Below are 20,939 nucleotides of genomic sequence, written 5' to 3'. Positions count from 1 at the left end.
GACGTTAGTCGTTTTTGGCGGTTGTGTGCAACATATAGTTAACATCAACGCCCGGTGCGAGTTTGAATTTATTGGTTAGCGGATTGTAGTGCAGGCCGGTGATGTGCTGCTCTTTGAGCCACGTCTGGTCAACCCAGCTTAACAGCTCCGCAGGCTTGATGAATTTCTTCACGTCGTGCGTCCCTTTCGGCACCATGCGCAGTACATACTCCGCGCCAACGACGGCCATCAGCCAGGCTTTACCGTTACGGTTGATGGTTGAGAAGAAGACCTGGCCGCCCGGCTTCACCAGTTTTGCACAGGCATGTACCACCGACTGCGGATCGGGTACGTGCTCCAGCATCTCCATGCAGGTCACCACATCGTACTGATGGGGGTGTTTTGCCGCGTGCTCTTCCACGGTTTCCTGCACGTATTCCACCTGTATGCCGGACTCCAGCGCGTGAAGGCGGGCAACCTGGAGCGGTTCAAAGCCCATATCCAGGCCCGTAACATTCGCCCCTTCGCGCGCCATGCTCTCAGCCAGGATGCCGCCGCCGCAGCCGACGTCGAGCACTTTCTTACCGAACAGACCGCCGGAACGCTCCGCGATATAGCCCAGACGCAGCGGGTTAATGCGATGCAGCGGTTTGAACTCACCTTCGAGATCCCACCAGCGGGACGCCACCGCTTCAAATTTGGCAATCTCTTCGTGGTCAACGTTGTGAGCCACCGGGGATTTTTCGGCATTCATGGGCGCTTTTACTCCTTATTTAGCAAGACAAAGGAGTATATCAGGCAATCCCCGTGAATAAAGCGTATAGGTTTACCTCAATCACCTCGGCTGTGTTATAATTTGCGACCTTTGAATCCGGGATACAGTAGAGGGATAGCGGTTAGATGAGCGACCTTGCGAGAGAAATTACACCGGTTAACATCGAGGAAGAGCTGAAGAGCTCCTATCTGGACTATGCGATGTCGGTCATTGTTGGCCGTGCGCTGCCGGACGTCCGCGATGGCCTTAAGCCGGTACACCGTCGCGTACTATACGCCATGAACGTATTGGGCAATGACTGGAATAAAGCCTATAAAAAATCTGCCCGCGTCGTCGGTGACGTCATCGGTAAATATCACCCGCATGGTGATACCGCCGTATATGACACCATCGTTCGTATGGCGCAGCCATTCTCCTTGCGTTACATGCTGGTAGATGGTCAGGGTAACTTTGGTTCAGTCGACGGCGACTCCGCTGCGGCGATGCGTTATACGGAAATCCGTATGTCGAAAATCGCTCATGAGCTGATGGCCGACCTGGAAAAAGAGACCGTTGATTTCGTCGATAACTACGACGGCACCGAGCGCATCCCAGATGTGATGCCAACCAAGATCCCGAACCTGTTGGTTAACGGTTCATCCGGTATCGCGGTCGGTATGGCAACCAACATTCCGCCGCACAATATCACCGAGGTGATCAACGGCTGCCTGGCCTATATCGACGATGAAGACATCAGCATTGAAGGGCTGATGGAACACATCCCGGGTCCGGACTTCCCAACGGCGGCGATCATCAACGGTCGTCGCGGTATTGAAGAAGCGTACCGCACCGGCCGCGGCAAGATTTACATCCGTGCCCGCGCTGAAGTGGAAGCGGACGCTAAAACCGGCCGTGAAACCATCATTGTTCACGAGATCCCGTATCAGGTGAACAAAGCGCGTCTGATTGAAAAAATCGCCGAGCTGGTAAAAGAAAAACGTGTTGAAGGGATCAGCGCGCTGCGTGACGAGTCTGACAAAGATGGTATGCGCATCGTGATTGAGATCAAACGCGACGCGGTGGGTGAGGTTGTGCTGAACAACCTGTACTCCCAGACTCAGCTTCAGGTCTCCTTCGGTATCAACATGGTTGCGCTGCACCATGGTCAGCCGAAGATCATGAACCTGAAAGAGATCCTGAGCGCGTTCGTGCGTCACCGCCGTGAAGTGGTGACCCGTCGTACCATCTTCGAACTGCGCAAAGCGCGCGACCGTGCGCACATCCTTGAAGCGCTGGCGGTTGCGCTGGCCAACATCGACCCGATCATCGAACTGATCCGTCGTGCGCCAACCCCGGCGGAAGCGAAAGCAGCCCTGGTTTCCCGTCCGTGGGATCTGGGTAACGTTGCCGCGATGCTGGAACGTGCGGGCGATGACGCAGCGCGTCCAGAGTGGCTGGAACCTGAATTCGGCGTGCGTGACGGTCAGTATTACCTGACTGAACAGCAGGCTCAGGCGATTCTGGATCTGCGTCTGCAGAAACTGACCGGCCTTGAGCACGAAAAACTGCTCGACGAATACAAAGAGCTGCTGGAACAGATTGCTGAACTGCTGCATATCCTGGGCAGCGCAGAGCGTCTGATGGAAGTGATCCGTGAAGAGCTGGAGCTGGTCCGCGATCAGTTCGGCGATGCGCGCCGCACCGAAATCACCGCGAACAGCTCTGATATCAACATTGAAGATCTGATCAACCGCGAAGACGTGGTGGTCACCCTGTCTCACCAGGGCTATGTGAAGTATCAGCCGCTGACCGACTACGAAGCACAGCGTCGTGGCGGTAAAGGCAAGTCTGCAGCGCGTATTAAAGAAGAAGACTTCATTGACCGCCTGCTGGTGGCGAACACCCATGACACGATCCTCTGCTTCTCCAGCCGCGGTCGTCTGTACTGGATGAAAGTTTATCAGCTGCCGGAAGCGAGCCGCGGGGCGCGTGGCCGTCCAATCGTCAACCTGCTGCCGCTGGAAGCGAACGAACGTATCACCGCCATCCTGCCGGTACGCGAGTACGAAGAGGGCGTGAACGTCTTTATGGCGACCGCCAGCGGTACCGTGAAGAAAACCGCGCTGACCGAGTTCAGCCGCCCACGTTCCGCCGGGATCATCGCGGTGAACCTGAACGAAGGCGACGAGCTGATCGGTGTGGATCTGACCTCCGGTTCTGATGAAGTGATGCTGTTCTCTGCGGCCGGTAAAGTGGTGCGCTTTAAAGAGAACGCCGTCCGTGCAATGGGGCGTACCGCTACGGGCGTTCGTGGTATCAAACTGGCTGGCGAAGACAGCGTTGTTTCTCTGATTATTCCGCGCGGTGAAGGGGCTATTCTGACCGTGACGCAGAATGGTTACGGTAAACGTACGGCGGAAGGGGAATACCCAACCAAGTCTCGCGGCACGCAGGGCGTTATCTCTATCAAAGTGACCGAGCGCAACGGTTCCGTTGTGGGCGCGGTGCAGGTAGACGATGCCGACCAGATCATGATGATCACCGATGCCGGTACGCTGGTGCGTACCCGCGTGTCTGAGATCAGCGTGGTGGGGCGTAACACCCAGGGCGTGATCCTCATCCGTACAGCGGAAGATGAAAACGTGGTGGGTCTGCAGCGCGTTGCTGAGCCGGTGGATGACGAAGAGCTCGATTCCATCGACGGTAGCGTTGCGGAAGGCGATGATGATATCGCGCCGGAAGCCGACACCGACGATGACGTAGCGGATGACGCTGACGAGTAATGTCTCCTGATGCAAAAAAGGGCCGGATTCCGGCCCTTTTCTTTTGCACAAGCAGATAAGTCAACGTTGCGACCTGGCGCGTTTACCGCTACCTTAACCACATTCTTTTGACCCCGACGGCGGAGCCTCGCCCCCTTGAAATACCTCGTCTCCTTTCGTACTACGCTGAAAGTTTCTCGCTATCTGTTTCGGGCGCTGGCGCTCTTGCTCTGGCTGCTGGTGGCCTTGTTCTCGGTGTTTTACATCGTTAACGCGCTGCACCAGAAAGAAGCGGAGATCCGCCAGGAGTTTAACTTAAGCTCCGACCAGGCCCAGCGCTACATTCAGCGAACGTCTGACGTGATGAAGGAGCTGAAGTATATTGCCGAAAATCGTCTGACGGCGGAAAACGGCATCCTTGCGCTTTGATGGTTTTAATGCTGCGGTTCAGCTTCTTGGCAATCTCGGTCACCAGGAAACCTTCTGCGAACAGGCGCAGAACTTCACTCTCTTTCGGGGACAGGCGTTTGTCACCGTAGCCACCCGCGCTGATTTTTTCCAGCAGACGAGAGACGCTCTCAGGGGTGAACTTCTTGCCTTTCTGCAGCGCAGCGAGCGCTTTTGGCAGATCGGTCGGGGCGCCCTGTTTCAGCACAATCCCTTCAATGTCCAGATCCAACACCGCGCTCAGGATCGCCGGGTTGTTGTTCATGGTCAGAACAATGATCGAGATATCCGGGAAGTGACGTTTGATGTATTTGATGAGCGTGATCCCATCACCGTATTTGTCTCCAGGCATGGAGAGATCGGTAATGAGCACGTGTGCATCAAGCTTTGGGAGGTTATTGATCAGTGCTGTAGAGTCTTCAAATTCACCGACTACATTCACCCACTCGATCTGTTCAAGTGATTTGCGAATACCGAACAGTACAATCGGATGGTCATCGGCAATAATTACGTTCATATTGTTCATGTATAAGGCTACCTTGCTACAGCAAGCTTTTGACGTAGGCGTCAATGTCGCTGATGTATTTTTCAATGCCAGAGGCATCTTTCTCACGAATTAGATGTTCCAGCGTTTCACATAACTGCTTGCCGGGAACCAGATTAAGCATGGCAAACACCCCTTTAAGCCGGTGTGCTGTCTGTGCCAGCGCTGCAAAATCATTCGCAGCGGACTCAGTATACAACCGCTTAACATCATCTGGTACTGTATCAACAAAGAGTGAATAGTATCCGCTGGCGTGAAGCTCGGCATTTTCATTGCCGCCTAACGGTGACTCCGTTATCTCTTCCTGCGCCAGCTGCTCTTCTATTAGTTGTAGTACAGCTTCCTGCATCGCATTGCTTATATTAAAGTTGACGCGCAGCTGGCCAGGGCCGATTTTCCGCACGCCTGACTCATCATCGCTTAAAAGCAAGCCGGAGGCAGTAAGATTAGACGGATTATCAGTTAAAAACAGATCAAATTCTTGACTTGCAAGTCTTTCATCCGGCGTGATGCAGGCCGCACCCCAGTTTTCTAACTGACGAACGACAATATTGCGGATCTCGTTCGAGGTCACATCGACCATCACCACGACGTCATCCAGCAGACGTTCTTCATCCTCTTCCTGCGGATTGACCGCCATTTTCACATGCAGAGAATAGCGGGTGCCGAGGGATTCACGGGCTTTGATATTCAGGTGGCCGCCAAGCTTACGCGCCAGCTGATCGCACAGCCAGAAGGTCAGGGCATTGGCCTTGCCGTAGCGATCGCTCTGCGTGTCATTCAGGAACGGGAAGTGCAGATTATCAATTTCACTTGTTGTGACGCCTTCCCCGGTATCCAGGATGCGGAACGTCAGACGATCTTCTGCCGACTCCTCGGTGCTGACTTCAAGGGTGATCTTGCCGATCTGCGTGGTGGTCACGGCGTACTGAATAATCATCAGCAGAATGCGGCGCAGCGCTTCGCGATCGCCGTGGCGTTCGTCATTCGCAGGGAGATTGTTATTGATCAGCAGCTGCAGCCCTTTGCGCTTAATGACGGGCAGCACTTCCGGCACCACTTCATCGATCAGATCCTGGATGGAGAAGAGGGCTGGTGTTCCCTTCCAGAAATCATTTTCCAGCATGTTCGCCAGCTGGATCTCATCAACCATTCTGACCAGCGAATCGGCCTGGCAGGCAAGCTGGTGGCTTTCAGAGGTGTTTAACGCCGCCGCCTGGGTCGCCAGCGTTTTTAACGGCTGCTTGAAGGCATCGCCAATGTTCTGCATAAATGCGGCGCGCCCCTGCTGGTTTTTCTCATACAGCCTTTGCGCCTGCTTGAGCTTTTTATTGACCAGCACTTCGCGATCCTGGTCGCGAATAATGAAGATTTGCGTGCGGGGAGCCACCTGGCTGCGGAACTGACGGATCTCGTACAGTTCATTGTTGATGGTGGCCTGAATCACCCCCTGGTGTTGATCCGCCATGGTGGTGATGTTCTGCAGGTTAAGATGAGGCAGCAGATGGTCGGCAATTTTGTTGCTCATCACCGTACGATTCGCCTCCTGGTCGTGAACCAGGACCCCAAGCGGCAGCACGGAAACAATCTCTTCATTCAGTGCACGCAATACGCGCAGCTCATTGTTGGTACCGGCCGGAACCGCAGAGGCGTCGCTCTGACGCCCCGTCTGGAAACGGAAGGTGCTGTAGCCAAACAGCGCCAGCGCCAGCAGACCGATATTTAGCAGCAGAGGCAGCAGAATATTTTGCAGGGTGTCGAGCAACAGCGTGCCAAACGGCACCTGCCACACGAGACGCATGCCGGTCGAGTTCAGCGATGAGGCAATTTCGATTTTCGAGCCGTTAAAGGAGATCGATACGCTCTCTGCGGCCTCTTTGTCGGACGCCGCACGCATGTTCTGGGTGCTGCTGTCTGGCTCCAGGCGGAAACTGTCGAGCGGCATATCCGGCGGGATTAAATCATTAATCGGTAAATCGAAGGCCACCACCGTCGCCAGATGCCCTGGCTGGTTGAACGTGGTGCGCAGGGTAAAATAATGACCGTTTTGCCAGGCCAGACGACGCAGGGAAGAGAAGCTCTCACGCTCATCAAGGGCGTTCGCCTGCTGCAGCATCTCTGCCCGGCGGGAATCGACGATGCTGCCCACGGTTGTCTCTTTAAAGCCGGACGAGAGATCTTTTAACGGCAGCGTAGAGATCAGGATCATGCTGTTGTCCTGACCGTTCAGATAGTACATCGACCACGGTACCGTTTCGGCCCCCCAGAGGGTATCCAGATAGGTCGAAATACGCTGCGTCATCTCAAGCGTCGCGCTGTCGTGAGAGCCAAAGATAAGGGCCTCGGTCTTACGTTGCGGTTTTTCGAGATAATAGACATCCTGCTTAAGTCGCGTCTCCTGAAGTCCATCCCCGGACGAGGAGGTCGGGGCAGCCGCGATATTGTCGTAAATCTGCCAGGTGGCGTAGCGCCAGGTGTCTATGCGCTTATGCACGGCGTGGGTGATATCCACGACCTGATAGCTCTTATCCTTCAGCCAGGCGTTAACCGCGCTTTGTACCATCACCCCCATGGTGACTAACAGCACAACGATCAAAAGAAGAAAGAAACGGGTGATGCTCCCGGGGAGAAGGGAGAATTTGCTCGGGGCGGTAGTTTCAGTCTGACTCATTGATATCTTTAACCCGTTATGGTCGTGCTCTGTGGCGATAGGGCAGTATAAAGGGTAATAACTGAATTTCCAGCGCGACTGTCCGGGAAGAGGCGACTTTTTCTCCGGACAATATCGGCGGCGGGGAGTGCAGAAAACATGTACAAACTCGCCATGCGCGTACAAATAATCGACCCACGCCGTCAATAAATAGCACGAATTAACAAGAAATTAAGTCTTGTACCAATTTATGGACTTCGAAGAATACCCGAAGAGAATTTAGTTAATAGTCGTTACAATTACGGTGCGGTAGCACAAAAAAAGAGAAGTTACGTAAAGAAAGGTAAAAAAAAACCGAATGCGAAGCATCCGGTTCAATTAGGGATAAACAGACATTCAAAACTGAATGACGGTAATAAATAAAGTTAATGATGATAGCGAGAGTTATTTTAGAGATTAGGTGCAATCTTGTTTTGTCATTCAGTGCTGTAATGGGTTTTATTGTAACTATTTGATTTGTATGTTGTGATTTTCATGTTTGATTATAAGTGCTAATTTTCTAAGCTATTTGTGCTTTGTAAAAGTTCCTCGATATTTACATTCTGAAACATGTTGATAGGTAAATGAAACATCTTCAAAGTTTTCGTATCATATTCGCATTGGATTATTCTGTAATTTTGCGGAGAATGAAATTGCCGACTGGTTAATGAGGGTTAACCAGTAAGCAGTGGCAATTATAAGGCATATAACAGAGGGTTAATAAAATGAAAGTTAAAGTACTGTCCCTCCTGGTACCAGCACTCCTGGTGGCAGGCGCAGCAAATGCGGCCGAAATTTATAACAAAGATGGCAACAAATTAGATCTGTACGGTAAAGTCGATGGTCTGCACTATTTCTCTGACGACAAGAGTGCCGACGGCGACCAGACTTACATGCGTCTTGGCTTCAAAGGCGAAACTCAGGTTAACGATCAGCTGACCGGTTACGGCCAGTGGGAATACCAGATCCAGGGCAACACCTCTGAAAGCGACAACCAGGCCTGGACGCGTGTGGCGTTCGCGGGTCTGAAATTCGCTGACGCGGGTTCTTTCGATTACGGTCGTAACTACGGCGTAATCTACGATGTAACCTCCTGGACCGACGTTCTGCCAGAATTTGGCGGCGATACTTACGGTGCGGACAACTTCCTGCAGTCCCGTGCTAACGGCGTGGCGACCTACCGCAACCAGGACTTCTTTGGTCTGGTGGATGGCCTGAACTTTGCCCTGCAGTATCAGGGTAAAAACGGCAGCGTAAGCGGTGAAAACGACACCGGTCGTAGCACCCTGAAACAGAACGGCGACGGCTACGGTGCATCCCTGACCTATAACCTTGGCGAAGGCTTCAGCGTAGGTGGTGCGATGTCCTCCTCCAAACGTACCGCTGACCAGAACGCACCGGGCGTATACGGTAATGGCGATCACGCAGAAGTCTATACTGGTGGCCTGAAATACGATGCCAACAACATCTATCTGGCAGCGCAGTACTCTCAGACCTACAACGCAACCCGTTTCGGTACCTCTAACGGCAGCAGCCCGACTACCGCTTACGGCTTCGCTAACAAAGCGCAGAACTTCGAAGTGGTTGCTCAGTACCAGTTCGACTTCGGCCTGCGTCCGTCCGTGGCTTACCTGCAGTCTAAAGGGAAAGACATCGAAGGTTACGGCGATCAGGATCTGCTGAAATATGTTGATGTTGGTGCGACTTACTACTTCAACAAAAACATGTCCACCTACGTGGATTACAAAATCAACCTGGTTGATGAAAATGAATTCACCCGTCAGGCGGGTATCGGTACTGACGATATCGTAGCGCTGGGCCTGGTTTACCAGTTCTAATCGCTTCATCGTGTGACGTAAGGGGCCTGCTGGCCCCTTTTTTGTGTCTCGCAGATTCGAACAACTCACCCGTTTTGGTGTACTCTTGCCGCCCTGGCATGAGGATAATAATGAATGGACATGACTTTTTTACGCGCCAGCTTTCTGGCTATGCTTTTTTTCCTGACCGCGTGTGACGATTCCGCGCCCGTGGCGAAAGCCGACGCACCCGCCGCGACGGTGCTCGAAGGCAAAACGATGGGCACCTTCTGGCGCGTCAGCGTGATGAACCTCGATAAAACACGCACAGATGAGCTACGCGGCAAAATCCAGTCTCAGCTGGATGCCGACGATCAGCTGCTCTCAACCTATAAAAATGACTCGGCGCTGATGCGCTTTAACCTCTCCACCAGCACCTCCCTGTGGCCGGTGAGCGAGGCGATGGCCGATATCGTGACCGAATCTATACGCGTGGGTTATAAAACCAACGGCGCGATGGATGTGACCGTCGGACCCCTGGTAAACCTCTGGGGATTTGGACCTAACAAACAGCCGGTGACCACGCCCGAACAGGCGGCCATTGATGACGCCCGCGCCCGGACAGGGCTGCAGCATCTGACGGTGATCAATCAGTACGGACAACAGTACCTGCAAAAGGATATCCCCGATCTGTTTGTCGATCTGTCGACGGTAGGGGAAGGCTATGCGGCGGATCATCTTGCAGCGCTGATGGCCCAGGAAGGCATTTCCCGCTATCTGGTCTCCGTGGGCGGCGCGCTAGTCAGCCGGGGGATGAACGCCAGCGATAAGCCGTGGCGCGTAGCGATTCAAAAGCCGACCGATCGGCAAAATGCCGTACAGGCGATAGTGGATATCAACGGACATGGCATCAGTACCTCCGGGAGCTATCGTAACTATTACGAGCTTGACGGGAAGCGTATTTCCCATGTTATCGATCCGCAGACCGGGCGTCCCATCACGCATAACCTGGTCTCGGTGACGGTCATCGCCCCAACCGCGCTGGAAGCGGATGCCTGGGATACTGGCTTAATGGTTCTCGGCCCGGAAAAAGCCAAAGAGGTGGTTCGCCAGGAAGGGCTGGCGGTTTATATGATCACCAAAGAGGGCGACGGGTTCAAAACCTGGAGCTCGCCGCAGTTCAATAGCTTCCTGGTGCGCGACAAAAATTAAAAAGCAAGGTTGCGGGTTTTTTATCAGTGGCACTCAGGCAGGCTCTATGTATGCTTATAAGAGGAGCCGATAATGAGAAACTCAACCTTTATTACCGATGAGGATCGCTGGCAGGCCGTGCTGGCCCGCGATCCGCTCGCTGACGAACAGTTTGTCTTCGCCGTGCAGACGACGGGTATTTTCTGCCGCCCGTCATGCCGCGCCCGCCACGCGCTGCGTAAAAACGTCCGCTTTTATCCCGATGCCCACCATGCCGTTCAGGCAGGGTTTCGCCCGTGCAAGCGCTGCATGCCGGACAAACGCGATCCGCAGGCGCAGAAGTTGGCAAAAGTGGAACACGCCTGCCGTCTTCTGGAGCAGGATCCCACGCTAACCCTGGAGGGGCTGGCGCAGCAGGTCGCCATGAGTCCTTTCCATTTCCACCGTCTGTTTAAGTCCGTGACCGGCATGACGCCAAAGGCCTGGCAGCAGGCGGCGCGAGGCCAGCGCCTGCGCACCGCGCTTGCACAGGGAGACAAAATTACCGACGCCGTGCTGGCGGCGGGGTTTCCCGACAGCAGCAGCTATTATCGCAAAGCCAACGATGCCCTGGGCATGACGGCGAAGCAGTACCGCAAAGGGGATGCGGCAGTGCGTTATGCCATCAGCGACTGCTCGTTAGGACGCTGTCTGGTTGCAGAAAGCGAGCGGGGGATCTGCGCGATCCTGCTGGGTGACAGCGATGAAGAATTAGCCGAAGAGCTTGCCGCGCATTTTCCAAAAGCAGCGCATGCGCCGCTGGAAGAGGATTTCGCACAGCGGATCCAGCAGGTGATTGCCAGTATTGATAACCGCGATGTACCACTTGCGCTGCCGCTGGATATTCGCGGAACCGCGTTCCAGCAGCGCGTCTGGCAGGCCCTTCGCAACATTCCCTGCGGCGAAACGGCAAGTTACCGGCAGGTGGCGCAGGCGATTGGCCAGCCCAGTGCGGTACGCGCCGTTGCCGGAGCCTGTGCGGCAAACACGCTGGCGATTGTGATCCCCTGTCATCGCGTGGTTCGGAACGACGGCGCGCTGTCGGGTTACCGTTGGGGCTCGGCGCGAAAGGCGCTATTACTGAAACGTGAGGCGAAACGTCAGGAGGGATAATGCTCGATCTTTTTGCGGATGCTGAACCCTGGCAGGAGCCGCTTGCGCCGGGGGCGGTTATTCTGCGTCGCTTTGCTCTCTCCCGTGCGGAGGCGTTGCTTGCTGGAATTGAAGAAGTCACAGCGGTTTCACCGTTTCGCCATATGGTGACGCCGGGCGGCTACACCATGTCGGTGGCCATGGCCAACTGCGGCGAACTGGGCTGGGCGACGAACGAGCGGGGCTATCTGTATGCCCCGAACGATCCTGCGACCGGCCAGCCCTGGCCTCCGATGCCTGCGGTTTTTCAGGCGCTTTGCCATGAGGCCGCCGGGGCAGCCGAGTATCCTGATTTTCGGCCCGATGCCTGCCTGATTAACCGCTATGCCGTTGGCGCAAAGCTCTCGCTGCATCAGGATAAGGATGAACCCGATCTTCGCGCGCCTATCGTCTCGGTATCGTTAGGTTTGCCTGCCGTCTTCCAGTTTGGGGGATTACGCCGCAACGACCCGCTCAAGCGCATTATGCTGGAACATGGCGATGTGGTGGTGTGGGGCAGGGAGTCGCGGCTTTATTATCACGGCATTCAGCCGCTGAAGCCCGGGGTTCACCCGCTCACGGGCGAGTACCGTTTCAACCTGACCTTCCGTCAGGCGGGGCACAGTAAACTAAAATAAGAATTATTCTTGATGTACACGCAGGGCAGTTTACACTGCTGGCTGATTTTTATTGTCCGGATTGCCTGCATGCAACTACTTCTCCTCGTCTGGCGTCAGTATCGCTGGCCCTTCATCGCAGTAATGGCGTTAAGCCTTGCCAGCGCCGCGCTGGGGATTGGCCTGATCGCGTTTATTAACGTGCGGTTGATTGAAATGACCGACACTTCGCTCTCCGTTCTGCCGGAGTTTCTCGGCCTGCTGCTCCTGCTGATGGCGGTTACGCTCGGTTCCCAGCTGGCACTGACCACGCTCGGGCACCATTTCGTTTTCCGTTTGCGCAGTGAGTTTATCAAGCGGATCCTCGATACTCAGGTAGAGCGCGTTGAGCAGCTCGGCAGCGCCTCCCTGCTGGCGGGGCTGACCAGCGACGTGCGCGCCATTACCATCGCGTTCGTTCGTCTGCCGGAGCTGGTGCAGGGGATCATTCTGACCTTTGGCTCGGCGGCCTATCTCGCCTGGCTCTCCAGCAAAATGCTGGCGGTGACCGCGCTGTGGATTGTCATTACCATCTGGGGCGGCTTTATGCTGGTGTCGCGCGTCTATAAACACATGGCGGTACTGCGCGAAACCGAAGATAAGCTTTATAACGATTACCAGACGGTGCTGGAAGGGCGCAAAGAGCTCACCCTGAACCGCGAGCGCGCCGAGCATATCTTTAATCATCTCTATATCCCGGACGCGCGCGAATACCGTCATCATATTATTCGCGCCGACACCTTCCACCTGAGCGCGGTGAACTGGTCAAACATCATGATGCTGGGTGCCATTGGCCTGGTATTCTGGATGGCGAATGGCCTGGGCTGGGCCGACACCAACGTAGCGGCAACTTACTCGCTGACGCTGCTGTTTTTACGCACGCCGCTGCTCTCGGCGGTCGGCGCGTTGCCCACCTTACTGAGTGCGCAGGTGGCCTTTAATAAGCTCAAAAAATTCGATCTCGCGCCGTTCAAGGCCGAATTCCCACGCCCGCAGGCCTTCCCGAACTGGCAGACGCTGGAGCTGCGTAACGTCAAGTTCCGCTATCAGGACAGCGCTTTCTCCGTGGGACCGGTCAACCTGACGATCCGCCGCGGTGAACTGCTGTTCCTCATCGGCGGTAACGGCAGCGGTAAATCTACGCTGGCGATGTTGCTGACCGGACTCTATCAGCCGCAGTCGGGCGAGATTTTGCTGGACGGCAAGGCGCTAAGCGCTGAGAAGCCCGAGGATTACCGTAAGCTTTTCTCGGCGGTGTTCACCGACGTCTGGCTGTTCGATCGGCTGCTGGGGCCGGAAGGGCAACAGGCCAATCCGGCGCTGGTGGAAAAATGGCTGGCGCAGCTGCAGATGTCGCACAAGCTGGAACTTCAGGAAGGTAAAATTCTCAATCTGAAGCTTTCCAAAGGGCAGAAAAAGCGCGTGGCGCTGCTGCTGGCGCTGGCGGAAGAGCGTGACATCATCCTGCTGGACGAGTGGGCTGCGGATCAGGACCCGCATTTCCGCCGCGAGTTTTATCAGGTACTGCTGCCGCTGATGCAGGAGATGGGTAAAACCATTTTCGCCATCAGCCACGACGATCACTACTTCATTCATGCTGACCGCCTGCTGGAGATGCGCGACGGCAAGCTGAGCGAGCTGACCGGTGAAGATCGAGATGCGGCCTCGCGTGACGCGGTAGCGCGTACGGCCTGATGCCCTCACCCTAACCCTCTCCCACAGGGAGAGGGGATAGATCGTGGCCGTAATGCCGCTTTTTTCCCCATCCCGTCCCGTTGTTTATTCTTATTTACATATCCCCGCGCTATGCTTAACCCCAACTCATTTAATGGATTTATGATTGATGTCGGTATTAAAGAAAAACAGCGCCAGACAGCGTGACCAGGAGCGCGCGCGACTCATCTGGCTTCTCACGACCGATAAAGCGGTCACTTCTACGCTTTTAGGCAAACTCACCCTGGCTGAGCAATATGATGTCGGCACCCTGACCGACGATATTGCTGAGGTAGGTGCGCTGGTTGCTCATTTACCCCCGCCGGATCTGGCGGATACCCTTGAAGCGCTTCCCTCGGAAGAGCGTCACGCCCTGTGGCGTCTGGTGCAGGATCACGAGCGCGGGCAGGTGCTGCTTGAGGCCTCCGAAAACGTCTGGGACGACCTGATCGACGAGATGAGCGATCGGGATATTCTCGACGCGGTGCAAACCCTGGATATCGACGAGCAGATTTACCTCGTTCAGCACCTGCCGCGAAACCTGACCGGCCGCCTGTTGGCGTCACTGCCTGCGGAGGAGCGGGCGCGCGTGCGTCAGGTGATGCACTACGAGAAAAACAGCGTCGGCGCGATCATGGAGTTCGGCGTTATCACGGTGCGACCGGACGTGACGCTCGGTACCGTGCAGCGCTATCTGCGTCGCCTGGGCAAAATGCCGGACAACACCGATAAACTGTTTGTCACCTCCCGGGATAAAACCCTGCTTGGCGAACTTGAGCTGAAAACCATCCTGCTTAACAGCACCCAGCGGAAGGTGAGCGAGGTGATGGAAAACGAGCCGATGGTCTTCTCCCCGGAAGACGATGCGGAGAAAGCGGCGCGTACCTTCGAGCGTGACGACCTGGTGAGTGCCGCCGTCGTGGATTCCGTCGGCAAACTGATGGGGCGTCTGACCATCGATGAGATCGTTGACGTGGTCTATGAAGAAACCGACAACGACCTGCGCGCGCTCGGCGGGATTAGCGCCGAAGATGATGTCCATGCCTCCGTCGGCAAGGCGGTAAAAACGCGCTGGGCGTGGCTGGCCATTAACCTGTGCACCGCGTTTATCGCCTCCCGCGTGATCGACGGGTTTGAACACACCATTTCGCAGCTGGTGGCGCTGGCCTCGCTGATGCCGATTGTGGCCGGAATCGGCGGCAACACCGGAAACCAGACTATAACCATGATCGTTCGCGCGCTGGCGCTGGAAAACATTCAGCCAGGTAACTTTTCGTGGCTCATTTTTAGAGAGATGGGCGTCGCGCTAATTAACGGCCTGGTGTGGGGCGGGATTATGGGCGGCATCACCTGGTGGCTGTACGACGATATGGCCCTGGGCGGCGTGATGATGCTGGCGATGGTGCTGAACCTGCTGGTAGCGTCGATAATGGGCGTGATTATCCCGCTGACGATGACCAAACTGGGCCGCGACCCCGCGGTCGGGTCGAGCGTGATGATCACCGCCATCACCGATACCGGCGGTTTCTTTATTTTTCTTGGGCTGGCGACGATTTTTCTGCTTTAAGCCGACGCTTAATGCGGGCGGGGAGGAGTGCCATGACGATAATCCCGCCCAGCACGCCAATCGCCAGATTGCCGGTTGATACCGTGGCGGCTACGGTGACCAGCATGACGACCGTTTCTGCAATCGGGGCCGTTTTCACCGTGGCTGGCTGAAGGCTGTGCCAGCTGAAGGTTTTGACGGCGACAATCGCCATAATACCCGCCAGCACCGCCATCGGGATTTTGGCCATCACGTCGCTGAGCGCCGTCACCAGGATCAGCAGCACGATGCCCGCCGCAAAGGTTGAAATGCGGCTTCGACCTTTCCCCATCTCCACGTTGACGATGGTTTGTCCGATCATCGCGCAGCCTGCAATTCCGCCATAAAATCCGGCCAGAATATTACCCACGCCCAGCCCGATGCTCTCACGGCGCTTGCTCGACGGCGTTGCGGTCAGCTCATCCACCAGCTTTGCCGTCAGCAGGGATTCCAGCAGGCCGACAAACGCGATGCTCAGCGCGCACGGCCAGATAATGCTCAGCGTCTGCACATTGAGCGGGACCAGCAGCTCGGTAAGACCCGGCAAACCGCCGCTCATGGAGCCTTCATCGCCCACGGTCGGCAGGATTTGACCGGTTGAAACGGTAAACAAGGTAAGCACAACAATCGCAATCAGCGGGGAAGGGATGCTTTTGATATAGCGCGGCACCCACAGCACGATCAGCAGCGTCAGGACGAATAGGCCCACAATCACCGGGCTTCGGCTCCAGAAATGCGGTACCTGAGCGAAGAAGATCAAAATGCCCAGGGCGTTAACAAACCCGGTCATGACCGACTGGGGTATAAAGCGCATCAGTCTTGCCATGCCCAGCACGCCAAACAGAATCTGAATCACGCCAGCCATCAGCACGGCGGGAAGAATGTACTGTACGCCGTGCTGATGCACCATCGGGCCAATGACCAGCGCCACGGAACCGGCCGCTGCCGTGACCATCGCCGGGCGGCCACCCAGTACCGACAGGGTAAGACACAGCACCACGGAGGCGATCAGGCTGACCTTCGGGTCAACGCCCGCCACCACCGAAAATGAGATAACCTCGGGGATCAGCGCCAGGGCGGTAATCACGCCTGCCAGCGTTTCACGCGTCAGCTGCTTTGGGGAACGCAGCACGTTGGCCACGCGGTCTTCGGGGGATACAGCAGAATGGGGTAAGGACATAACAGTTCGCTGGTTAGGGCAGGCTTCCGTGCGCGCGATCACAAAACGCAACATACTAGCCAGTAAAACCGCGCTTTACCAGACGCATCGATAATTCCTCACAAACAATCCATCATTAAATTTCACAATTACAATAATTTCGTAACCTTTAAACAATATTTAAAAGTTGTTACCGTGCCCCCGCAGCTTTTTTCACCTGCAATTTCCACGCATCAAGCACTTTTACACTAAGGCATAAATTATGAAAAAAATGACTGCCATGCTCTTTTCTCTGGCCGTGGGGCTTAACACCGTCTCCATGGCGGCGAAAGCTGACGCACCAAAAGAGCAGGAAACGGACGTCCTTTTAATTGGTGGCGGTATCATGAGCGCCACGCTGGGAACCTATCTGCAAGAACTGCAGCCGGACTGGTCTATGACCATGGTCGAGCGCCTTGATGGCGTGGCGCAGGAGAGTTCGAACGGATGGAATAACGCCGGTACCGGACATTCGGCACTCATGGAACTGAACTATACGCCGCAGAAAAAGGACGGTTCCATTAGTATCGAGAAGGCGGTAGAGATCAACGAAGCATTCCAGGTTTCTCGCCAGTTCTGGTCTCATCAGGTCAACAGCGGCGTGATGCACGACCCGCACTCTTTCATCAACACCGTGCCGCACATGAGCTTTGTGTGGGGAGAGCAGAACGTCAACTTCCTGCGCGCGCGCTACGCCGCTCTGCAGCAGAGCACGCTGTTCCGCGGGATGAAATACTCTGAAGACCACGCGCAGATTAAAGAGTGGGCTCCGCTGGTCATGGAAGGTCGTGACCCGAACCAGAAAGTGGCGGCGACCCGTACCGAAATTGGTACCGACGTTAACTACGGTGAAATTACCCGTCAGCTGGTGACGTCTCTGAAGAAAAAAGAGAACTTCAACCTGCAGCTCAGCACCGAAGTGCGCGGTTTCAAGCGCAACGCGGATAACAGCTGGAGCGTGACCGTTGCCGATCTGAAAAACAACGAAGCCGAGCACGTCATTAAGGCGAAGTTTGTCTTTATCGGTGCGGGCGGCGCGGCGCTGAAGCTGCTGCAGGAGTCCGGTATTCCGGAAGCTGACGACTACGCGGGCTTCCCGGTCGGCGGTCAGTTCCTGGTGTCAGAAAACCCGGAAGTGGTGAACCGTCATCTGGCAAAAGTGTACGGCCAGGCTTCCGTTGGCGCACCGCCGATGTCTGTTCCGCACATCGACACCCGTATGCTTGACGGCAAACGCGTGGTGCTGTTTGGGCCGTTCGCGACCTTCTCCACGAAGTTCCTGAAAAATGGCTCCCTGTGGGATCTGCTCAGCGCCACGACCACCTCTAACGTCAAGCCGATGATGGATGTGGGTCTGGATAACTTCGACCTGGTGAAATACCTGATCAGCCAGGTGATGCTCTCTGACGACGACCGCTTCGAGGCGCTGAAAGAGTACTATCCGCAGGCGAAGAAAGAAGACTGGCGTCTGTGGCAGGCGGGTCAGCGCGTACAGATCATCAAGCGCGATCCGAAAGAGGGTGGCGTGCTGCGTCTGGGTACCGAAGTGGTAAGCGATAAGGATGGCACCATTGCCGCGCTTCTGGGGGCGTCGCCGGGCGCGTCTACCGCTGCGCCAATCATGCTGCACCTGATGGAAAAAGTGTTTAAAGACAAAGTCGCCAGCCCGGAATGGCAGGCAAAGCTGAAAACCATTATTCCATCCTACGGCACGAAGCTGAACGGCAACGTGAGCGCGACGGAGCAGGAGCTGGAATACACCAGCCGCGTACTGCAGCTGCAATACATCAAGCCACAGGCTGCGGATGCTGCGCCAAAAGCGGAGCTGAAGCCTCAGCCGGAAAACAAACCGGTTGCGGATATCGCGCTGTAAGGTAAAAGCAAAACGGTAACATCCGTTACCGTTTTTAGTGTTTTCTCCCTCTCCCGGTGAGAGAGAGTTGGGGTGAGGGCACCAGAGCGCACCCTTTCCGGGTCGGGTAAGGCGAAGCCGCCACCCGACTTATTTTTAACGTACTACGGCTTGTCCGATGTTCTCATCAGCCTTCCAGATGCGATATTTCACTTCTACGTTTTCAGGCGTATAGACCACGATCGGCAGCTTGCTGTTGTAGCGCAGCAGACTGTTGTCACCCAGATACGCCGTTACAAATTTCTTCTCTTTCTTGCCGTCCGGGCAGGCCATCATGGTGGAGACCGGAGAGGTCACTTTGTCAAAGACGTAATAGTCGTAACCCCAGCCTTCCAGGGTTTTGCTTTCCAGCTGACCGCCCAGACGGTGCTGGTTGCAGTCCACTTCCAGCGTCTTACCAATTAACAGTTCCACTTTAAAGTTCGCTTCATCCTGCTGAACCGGCAGCTGAATCACCTGACGCTTCATCCCTTTGTCCGCCTGCGGGTAAGGAGCCACTTTTTCCAGCGGCTGCTCTTTTGGAGTTTCGCTGGCGAAAGCGCTGCTGCTGACGCACGCGGCGGCAATGAGGGCGATGGCAAATTTAGGTGCGTTTTTCATTGTCATTCCTTTATGTCAAAACGATCCTGCGCAGGTTAACATAACAACGATGAATGAACGGTGTTATTTACTTACATTTTCAATATGGGTAGCGTTATACGCTTTTAATTTGCCTGTTTAGTGGTTGTTTATGCTGGTGTGGAGTCAGGTGTCAGTTCGTGTTATTTTAGACCCTGTATATTGTTATTCATCTGTAAAAGGGAAGAGAGATGGTTCGTGCAAAACTGAAAACGCCTGAAGGCCGCAAGTTCCTCCTGGCGCTGCTGGTCGTATTTATGATTGCTGCCGCGTGCGTGGGGCGGGCAACCATTGTTGGCGTTATCGAACAGTACAATATCCCCCTCTCTGCCTGGACAACCAGCATGTATGTCCTGCAGTCGGCGATGATCTTCGTCTACAGCCTGGTGTTCACCGTTCTGCTGGCCATCCCGCTGGGCATTTTCTTCCTGGGCGGACGTGAGAAGCATTAAGCGCTGACTCGCAATAGCTAAGCCATCCTGCCGGATGGCTTTTTTATGGTCTCATCCCACTCTCCTCAGGTTTTTTTAATCCGCGATATCCTATCCTGTAAGCATTCAGGCAACTGTTTTTAAAGCAGGAGCGGTAGATGCGTTCCAGATTTCCAGTGCTCAGCCAGATCCCCAAAGGCGTCTGGGTTGTGGGGGGCGTCAGTATGCTGATGGATATCTCGTCAGAGAGTATTCACAGCCTGCTGCCACTTTTTATGATGACCACCCTCGGTACGAGCGTGCTGTTAATCGGCCTGATTGAAGGGCTGGCGGAGGCCACTGCGCTTTTTATTAAGGTCTTTTCGGGGGCGATCAGCGACTACCTGGGTCAACGTAAGGGGCTGGCCCTGTTAGGGTGTGGCCTGGGGGCCCTAAGCAAACCCCTTTTCGCATTAGCGTCCTCTTCCGGGATGGTTTTAGGCGCACGTCTCATGGACCGTACGGGGAAGGGAATACGGGGCGCCCCGCGGGATGCGCTGGTTGCAGACGTCACGCCGCCGGAAATGCGTGGTGCGGCATATGGCCTGCGTCAGTCAATGGATACCACAGGCGCATTTCTTGGCCCATTACTGGCCGTAAGCTTAATGCTGTTGCTGGACAATGATTTTCGCACTGTTTTCTGGATAGCTCTTATCCCCGGTCTGCTTTCAGTTGCCTTGCTCTATTTCGGCCTTCAGGAGCCGAAAACTCCCCTCGAACATAAACGTACTAATCCCATTAAACGAGAGAATTTAAGGCGGCTGGGTAAAGCGTGCTGGTGGGTGATTGGCCTTGGTGCGGTGCTCACGCTTGCCCGGTTTAGCGAGGCTTTTCTCGTCCTTCGTGCGCAGCAGTCGGGCGTTCCTCTGGCCCTTATTCCGCTGGTGATGGTGGTCATGAACGTACTCTATTCCCTTTCGGCTTACCCTTTTGGCAAACTTTCTGATGGCATGAGCCACACCCGACTTCTGCAGTGGGGGCTAATGGTGCTGATTGGCGCAGATGTTGTTCTGGCGCTGAGCAGCCACTGGATGGGAGTCATTTTAGGCGTTGCGCTTTGGGGAATACATATGGGTATGACCCAGGGATTACTGGCGGCAATGATCGCTAAAACCGCACCGCGCGATCTGCGCGGCACGGCTTTCGGTATTTTTAGTCTGGTAAGCGGCGTGGGATTATTAATCGCCAGCGTGGCAGCCGGCGCGATATGGGAAACGTTTGGCGCGGAATATACGTTTTATGCCGGAGCGGTGATTTGTCTGGCTACGCTTGTGTATCTGCGCAAAACGCCGGACGAGGCGAAATAAAAAAACCAGCCATCAGGCTGGTTTTCAGTGTGTTTTTGGTCGGCACGAGAGGATTTGAACCTCCGACCCCCGACACCCCATGACGGTGCGCTACCAGGCTGCGCTACGTGCCGACGCATAAAAAGAATACTACTCGATTCCGTTTTGA

At 55.2% G+C, this 20,939-nt stretch carries 15 protein-coding genes, 1 tRNA gene and 1 pseudogene; 11 read left to right on the top strand and 6 right to left on the bottom strand.

What is annotated here, in order from left to right; genetic code table 11:
* Positions 1 to 4: 4 nt before the first annotated feature.
* Positions 5 to 733 (bottom strand): bifunctional 2-polyprenyl-6-hydroxyphenol methylase/3-demethylubiquinol 3-O-methyltransferase UbiG, encoded by a 729-nt coding sequence (gene ubiG / locus SPG90_RS10825; protein WP_045402755.1) that lies wholly within the window; start codon positions 731 to 733, stop codon positions 5 to 7.
* A 146-nt stretch (positions 734 to 879) separates the two neighbouring features.
* Between ubiG and gyrA the strand changes: the two genes are divergently transcribed.
* Together gyrA and SPG90_RS10815 are read left to right on the top strand one after the other, a co-directional pair.
* Positions 880 to 3,516 (top strand): DNA topoisomerase (ATP-hydrolyzing) subunit A, encoded by a 2,637-nt coding sequence (gene gyrA, locus SPG90_RS10820; RefSeq protein WP_045354270.1) that lies wholly within the window; start codon positions 880 to 882, stop codon positions 3,514 to 3,516.
* 135 nt (positions 3,517 to 3,651) lie between these two features.
* Positions 3,652 to 3,918 (top strand): annotated as a pseudogene (locus SPG90_RS10815) (histidine kinase); the annotation flags it as partial.
* Here SPG90_RS10815 and rcsB read toward each other — a convergent pair.
* Positions 3,806 to 4,468, bottom strand: a complete 663-nt coding sequence (gene rcsB / locus SPG90_RS10810; RefSeq protein WP_322408136.1) for a response regulator transcription factor RcsB — start codon at positions 4,466 to 4,468, stop codon at positions 3,806 to 3,808. The pseudogene SPG90_RS10815 and the gene rcsB sit on opposite strands and share 113 nt — an antisense overlap.
* A 16-nt stretch (positions 4,469 to 4,484) precedes the next feature.
* Positions 4,485 to 7,157, bottom strand: a complete 2,673-nt coding sequence (gene rcsD / locus SPG90_RS10805) for a phosphotransferase RcsD (protein ID WP_248196219.1) — start codon at positions 7,155 to 7,157, stop codon at positions 4,485 to 4,487.
* 743 nt (positions 7,158 to 7,900) lie between these two features.
* Between rcsD and SPG90_RS10800 the strand changes: the two genes are divergently transcribed.
* From SPG90_RS10800 to mgtE, 6 genes are all read left to right on the top strand, one after another.
* Positions 7,901 to 9,013: a porin OmpC gene (locus SPG90_RS10800; RefSeq protein ID WP_045402762.1), complete on the top strand. Its 1,113-nt coding sequence runs from the start codon at positions 7,901 to 7,903 to the stop codon at positions 9,011 to 9,013.
* Positions 9,014 to 9,127: 114 nt separating this feature from the next.
* Complete coding sequence (apbE, locus tag SPG90_RS10795) at positions 9,128 to 10,183, top strand: FAD:protein FMN transferase ApbE (protein WP_023312507.1); 1,056 nt, start codon at positions 9,128 to 9,130, stop codon at positions 10,181 to 10,183.
* 72 nt (positions 10,184 to 10,255) lie between these two features.
* Entirely contained in the window at positions 10,256 to 11,314 is a 1,059-nt protein-coding gene (ada, locus tag SPG90_RS10790; protein WP_047744218.1) for a bifunctional DNA-binding transcriptional regulator/O6-methylguanine-DNA methyltransferase Ada, read from the top strand.
* Positions 11,314 to 11,970, top strand: coding sequence for a DNA oxidative demethylase AlkB (gene alkB, locus SPG90_RS10785; protein WP_163354033.1), 657 nt, complete (start codon positions 11,314 to 11,316; stop codon positions 11,968 to 11,970). Before ada ends, alkB begins: the two co-directional genes overlap by 1 nt.
* 69 nt (positions 11,971 to 12,039) lie before the next feature.
* Entirely contained in the window at positions 12,040 to 13,683 is a 1,644-nt protein-coding gene (locus tag SPG90_RS10780; protein WP_248161793.1) for a multidrug ABC transporter permease/ATP-binding protein, read from the top strand.
* A gap of 148 nt (positions 13,684 to 13,831) precedes the next feature.
* A complete protein-coding gene (gene mgtE / locus SPG90_RS10775; RefSeq protein ID WP_248161795.1) occupies positions 13,832 to 15,268 on the top strand; it encodes a magnesium transporter in 1,437 nt (478 codons plus the stop codon).
* On the opposite strand, the gene SPG90_RS10770 is transcribed toward mgtE, so the two are convergent.
* The gene (locus tag SPG90_RS10770) at positions 15,231 to 16,520 is read right to left on the bottom strand and encodes a SulP family inorganic anion transporter (protein ID WP_248161802.1); all 1,290 of its coding nucleotides are present in this window, start codon (positions 16,518 to 16,520) and stop codon (positions 15,231 to 15,233) included. The two genes, mgtE and SPG90_RS10770, sit on opposite strands and share 38 nt — an antisense overlap.
* Positions 16,521 to 16,707: 187 nt before the next feature.
* On the opposite strand from SPG90_RS10770, the gene mqo reads away from it, so the two are divergent.
* Positions 16,708 to 18,357, top strand: coding sequence for a malate dehydrogenase (quinone) (gene mqo / locus SPG90_RS10765; RefSeq protein WP_029740950.1), 1,650 nt, complete (start codon positions 16,708 to 16,710; stop codon positions 18,355 to 18,357).
* 135 nt (positions 18,358 to 18,492) lie between these two features.
* On the opposite strand, the gene eco is transcribed toward mqo, so the two are convergent.
* The gene (gene eco / locus SPG90_RS10760) at positions 18,493 to 18,996 is read right to left on the bottom strand and encodes a serine protease inhibitor ecotin (protein WP_045402768.1); all 504 of its coding nucleotides are present in this window, start codon (positions 18,994 to 18,996) and stop codon (positions 18,493 to 18,495) included.
* Between the two features lie 209 nt (positions 18,997 to 19,205).
* Here eco and SPG90_RS10755 point away from each other — a divergent pair, with 209 nt between their 5' ends.
* Both SPG90_RS10755 and SPG90_RS10750 read left to right on the top strand, forming a co-directional pair.
* Complete coding sequence (locus tag SPG90_RS10755) at positions 19,206 to 19,466, top strand: DUF2534 family protein (protein WP_008500962.1); 261 nt, start codon at positions 19,206 to 19,208, stop codon at positions 19,464 to 19,466.
* 137 nt (positions 19,467 to 19,603) lie between these two features.
* Positions 19,604 to 20,791 carry an MFS transporter gene (locus SPG90_RS10750; protein ID WP_322408135.1) on the top strand — a complete coding sequence of 396 codons (1,188 nt, stop codon included), beginning with the start codon at positions 19,604 to 19,606 and terminating at the stop codon, positions 20,789 to 20,791.
* Between the two features lie 36 nt (positions 20,792 to 20,827).
* Here the strand turns inward: SPG90_RS10750 and SPG90_RS10745 are convergent.
* A tRNA-Pro gene (locus tag SPG90_RS10745) sits at positions 20,828 to 20,904 on the bottom strand.
* Positions 20,905 to 20,939: the final 35 nt, after the last annotated feature.

Source organism: Enterobacter sp. D2 (assembly GCF_034427575.1).
Classification (GTDB): Bacteria; Pseudomonadota; Gammaproteobacteria; order Enterobacterales; family Enterobacteriaceae; genus Enterobacter; species Enterobacter cloacae_M.
Note: the sequence above shows the minus strand (reverse complement) of the source record. Positions and strands in the feature narration are given on the sequence as shown.